The organism is Arthrobacter sp. H14, from assembly GCF_000520495.1.
Classification (GTDB): Bacteria; Actinomycetota; Actinomycetes; order Actinomycetales; family Micrococcaceae; genus Arthrobacter_C.
Genome location: NZ_KI914655.1, coordinates 9792 through 14113, shown reverse-complemented (window position 1 = coordinate 14113; position 4322 = coordinate 9792). Strand labels below are relative to the sequence as shown.

The 4322-nt window shown below is 63.7% G+C and carries 4 protein-coding genes; all 4 read left to right on the top strand.

Annotation, left to right across the window (positions count from 1 at the left end; translation table 11 throughout):
* A partial coding sequence (locus Y707_RS25465) for a GntR family transcriptional regulator (protein WP_035781484.1) occupies positions 1 to 541 on the top strand: 541 nt, incomplete at its 5' end.
* Complete coding sequence (locus tag Y707_RS0111875) at positions 534 to 2054, top strand: MmgE/PrpD family protein (RefSeq protein ID WP_026535257.1); 1521 nt, start codon at positions 534 to 536, stop codon at positions 2052 to 2054. The genes Y707_RS25465 and Y707_RS0111875, both read left to right, overlap by 8 nt.
* 17 nt (positions 2055 to 2071) lie before the next feature.
* Positions 2072 to 2977, top strand: a complete 906-nt coding sequence (gene prpB / locus Y707_RS0111870) for a methylisocitrate lyase (protein WP_026535256.1) — start codon at positions 2072 to 2074, stop codon at positions 2975 to 2977.
* A 15-nt stretch (positions 2978 to 2992) separates the two neighbouring features.
* Positions 2993 to 4141, top strand: a complete 1149-nt coding sequence (locus Y707_RS0111865) for a bifunctional 2-methylcitrate synthase/citrate synthase (protein ID WP_026535255.1) — start codon at positions 2993 to 2995, stop codon at positions 4139 to 4141.
* The last annotated feature ends 181 nt before the right edge of the window (positions 4142 to 4322 follow it).

Sequence of the window (4322 nt, the reverse complement as noted above, 5' to 3'; positions counted from 1 at the left end):
TGAAGCACTGGCCCGGCTGACGGCCGAGGGCCTGACTGCTCCCCAGGGCCGCCGCGGCGTCGTGGTCACGGACATTTCGCTCGACCATATCCACGAACTGTTCGAGGTCCGCGAGGCGCTCGACTGCCAGGCGGCGGCGCTCGCGGCTGAGCGGCGTAAGGACGGCGTATTCGAAGAATTACGGGTCGAGCTTGCCGGAGCGGACGCCCTGCTCGACGGCGGCGACCCGTCCCGCCGTCGTTATTTTGACTTGGTATCACGGATGGACGCCGCCATTGACGAGGCCGCTGCGAACCAGTACCTGCTGCAGGCCCAGCGGAACCTGCGCACCCATTTAGTCCGGGTCCGGCGGCTGGCGAGCGACAATCCCGAACGGCTGCTGGCCGCCGCATCGGAGCACGCGTTGATCGCCAAGGCCATCGAGTCCCGGGATGCGCCGCTGGCTATAGCCGCCACCCGGGTCCATTTGAACAGCAGTCTTGAACATGTACTTTCCGCCGACGAACCAGGCACCATCAGAGAGGAACCAATTCATGGTTAAGGAACACTCCGTGCGGGTCTACCGCAGTGAGGAAAACCTCGCCCGCGAGGACCAGCTGGCGTACAAGATCGCCCAGGTCGCAGCCGACCCGGTGGAGGTGGCCGACGACGTCACCGACATGGTGATCAACCGGATCATCGACAACGCGGCAGTAGCCGTCGCCTCGCTGACACGCGGACCGATCATCGCCGCGCGCTCGCAGGCCACGGCACACCAGGTCTCAGCCAACGGCCGCGGCGGAACAATTTACGGCGTCGCGGACCGGACCTCCCCGGAGTGGGCCGCCTGGGCCAATGGCGTGGCCGTGCGCGAGCTGGACTACCACGACACCTTCCTCTCCGCCGAGTACTCGCACCCGGGAGACAACATCCCGCCGGTGCTAGCCGTCGGCCAGCACCTCGGTTGCTCCGGGGCCGAACTCATCCGCGGGATCGCGACCGGCTACGAGATCCAGGTTGATCTGGTCAAGGCCATCAGCCTGCACAAACACAAGATCGACCACGTCGCCCACCTCGGCCCGTCCGCGGCTGCCGGCATCGGCACCATGCTGGGTCTCGACGTCGAAACCATCTTCCAGGCGGTGGGCCAGGCGTTGCATACGACGACGGCGACCCGCCAGTCCCGCAAGGGCGAGATTTCCACTTGGAAGGCACACGCTCCGGCCTTTGCCGGCAAGATGGCCGTCGAGGCGGTCGACCGGGCAATGCGCGGACAGACCTCGCCGGTGCCGATCTACGAAGGCGAAGACGGCGTGATCGCCTGGATGCTGGACGGGCCGGACGCCTCTTATCAGGTTCCGCTGCCGGAGGCCGGTGAGGCCAAGCGCGCCATTCTGGATACCTACACCAAGGAGCACTCGGCCGAATACCAGGCCCAGGCGTGGATTGACCTGGCGCGGAAGCTGCACACCGAACATCCGGAACTTTCCGATCCGGCGAACGTGGCCTCGGTGGTACTGCACACCTCCCACCACACCCACTACGTGATCGGCTCCGGCGCCAACGACCCGCAGAAGTACGATCCGAAAGCCTCCCGGGAGACCCTGGACCACTCCATTCCCTACATTTTCACCGTGGCGTTGCAGGACGGCCGCTGGCACCACGTCGATTCCTACGCCCGCGAACGCGCCGGACGCGAAGACACCGTGGCGCTGTGGAACAAGGTCACGACGGCCGAAGATGCCGAATGGACCCGCCGGTACCACTCCCTCGACCCGCAGGAGAAGGCCTTCGGCGGACGGGTGGAAATCACAATGGCGGACGGCACCACCATTACGGATGAGATCGCCGTCGCCGACGCCCACCCGCAGGGTGCCCGCCCGTTCGCCCGGGAGCAGTACATCAACAAGTTCCGCTCCCTGGCCGACGGCGTGATTGACCCGGCCGAAATCGATCGGTTTCTCGACACCGTCCAGCGGCTGTCTGAACTGGCCGCCGGCGAACTCGATGGACTGAACATTATGGCCGCTGACGGCGTCATCGACGCCGCGGGCGCCCCCAAGGGCCTGTTTTAACGAAAGGATTTACTGCCATGCTGTATTCGAAGACCACTCCCGAGCAGAAGCGGACCTACTTCCGCCAGGCGCTCGCCTCCGGCAAACTGTTGAAATTCCCCGGAGCCTTCAACCCACTGTCGGCGAGCCTGATCCAGGACAAGGGGTTCGACGGCGTCTATATCTCCGGTGCAGTGCTTGCAGCTGATCTGGGCCTGCCGGACATCGGGCTCACCACGCTCACCGAGGTTGCCACCCGGGCGAAGCAGATTGCCCGGATGACTGACCTCCCCGCTATCGTCGACGCCGACACCGGCTTTGGCGAACCGCTGAACCTGGCCCGGACCATCCAGGAGTTCGAGGATGCCGGCCTGGCCGGCTGCCACATCGAAGACCAGGTCAATCCCAAGCGCTGCGGACACCTGGACGGGAAAGCCGTCGTCGACCTGGAAACCGCGGTCAAGCGGATCCGGGCGGCCGCGGATGCCCGGCGCGATCCGAATTTCCTGATTATGGCCCGTACCGATGTGCGCGCTGTTGAGGACCTGGACACCACGATCGACCGGATCAAGGCCCTGGTCGATGCCGGGGCGGACGCCATCTTCCCGGAGGCCCTGCGCGACCTGAGTGAATTCGAAGCGGTCCGCAACGCCGTCGACGTTCCGATACTGGCCAACATGACCGAATTTGGCAAGAGTAAGCTGTTCACCCAGTCGGAACTTGAAGGCATCGGCATCAACATGGTGATATATCCGGTCACCCTGTTGCGCATTGCCATGGGAGCGGTGGAAGCTGGACTCGAGCAGATCACCGCGGAAGGCACCCAGGAAGGCATTGTCGATACCATGCAGACAAGGTCCCGTCTGTACGAGCTGGTCGACTATGAGTCCTACAACCAGTTCGACGCGGGAGTCTTCAACTTCCAGGTCCCGGGCAGGAACTAACGCAAGGAGTCGTAAATGAACACGGAAGAACCAGAGATCCGCAAGGGCCTCAATGGTGTCGTCGTCGATACCACCAAGGTGTCCAAGGTGAACCCGGAGACAAACTCCTTGCTCTACCGCGGCTATCCGGTGCAGGAGCTGGCGGAAAAGTGCAGCTTCGAGGAGGTCGCTTACCTGCTCTGGCACGGCGAGCTGCCCACCGACGAGCAGAACGAGGAGTTCTGCAAGGCGGAACGTTCCCAGCGTGCGCTGGAACCGAACGTGAAGAAGCTGATCGATCTGTTGCCGACGTCGTCGCATCCGATGGATGTGTGCCGGACGGCGGCATCGGCTATGGGCGCAAGCCACCCGAAGGCGGAAGACTCCTCACGGGAGGCCAACCTGGCCAAATCCATCAGTCTCTTCGCAGCCTTCCCCGCAGTCGTGGCTTATGACCAACGACGGCGGCGCGGCCAGGACGTCGTTGAGCCGAGAGAGGATTTGGACTATTCCGCGAACTTCCTCTACATGACTTTCGGCGAGGAGCAGCCGCCGGCGGTCGTCGATGCGTTCAAGGTCTCGATGGTGCTCTACGCGGAGCATTCCTTCAATGCCTCCACGTTCACCGGCCGCGTTATTACTTCGACCCTGGCGGATCTGCACTCGGCCGTTACCGGAGCAATCGGGGCTTTGAAGGGACCGCTGCACGGTGGCGCGAACGAAGCTGTGATGGATACATTCGAGGAAATCGGCATCCGGAAAGAAGAGTCCAAGGAAGATGCTGCTGCCCGGGCCAAGTCGTGGATGGAAGACGCCCTGGCGCAGAAGAAGAAGGTCATGGGATTCGGCCACCGGGTCTACAAGCACGGCGATTCGCGGGTTCCTACGATGAAGGCCGCCCTCGATGCCATGGTCAAGCACTACGAACGGGATGAGATCCTCGGTCTGTACGACGGACTCCAGGCCGCCATGCAGGAGGCCAAGGATATCCAGCCGAACCTGGATTACCCGACCGGTCCGGCCTTCCACCTGATGGGTTTCGACACTCCGACCTTCACTCCCCTGTTCGTGGCCAGCCGGATCACCGGCTGGACCGCCCACATCATGGAACAGGCCGAAGATAACGCCCTGATCCGGCCGCTCAGCGCCTACAGCGGCCCGGACGAGCGCCACGTCGGCAAGTAGCGTTTAGCAGCCGGCGGTGGTCAAGGACTGCCGCCGGCTCTCGCGTGTCCACCGGTTGGGCATGCCAGTCGCCTAATCCTCTGCGAGCGCTGCCAGCTCCTCCAGGTAGGCGTCCGCCACCGTTTCGTTGTCCGGATTCAAGGTGATTCGGACGGCGAGACGGCGGCCGGTAAGCATCGGG

What these genes read in the sequence shown, in the direction of transcription:
- Y707_RS0111875 (WP_026535257.1), top strand. Translation starts at nt 534, where the DNA reads ATGGTTAAGGAACACTCCGTGCGGGTCTACCGCAGTGAGGAAAACCTC.
- Y707_RS0111865 (WP_026535255.1), top strand. Translation starts at nt 2,993, where the DNA reads ATGAACACGGAAGAACCAGAGATCCGCAAGGGCCTCAATGGTGTCGTC.
- prpB (WP_026535256.1), top strand. Translation starts at nt 2,072, where the DNA reads ATGCTGTATTCGAAGACCACTCCCGAGCAGAAGCGGACCTACTTCCGC.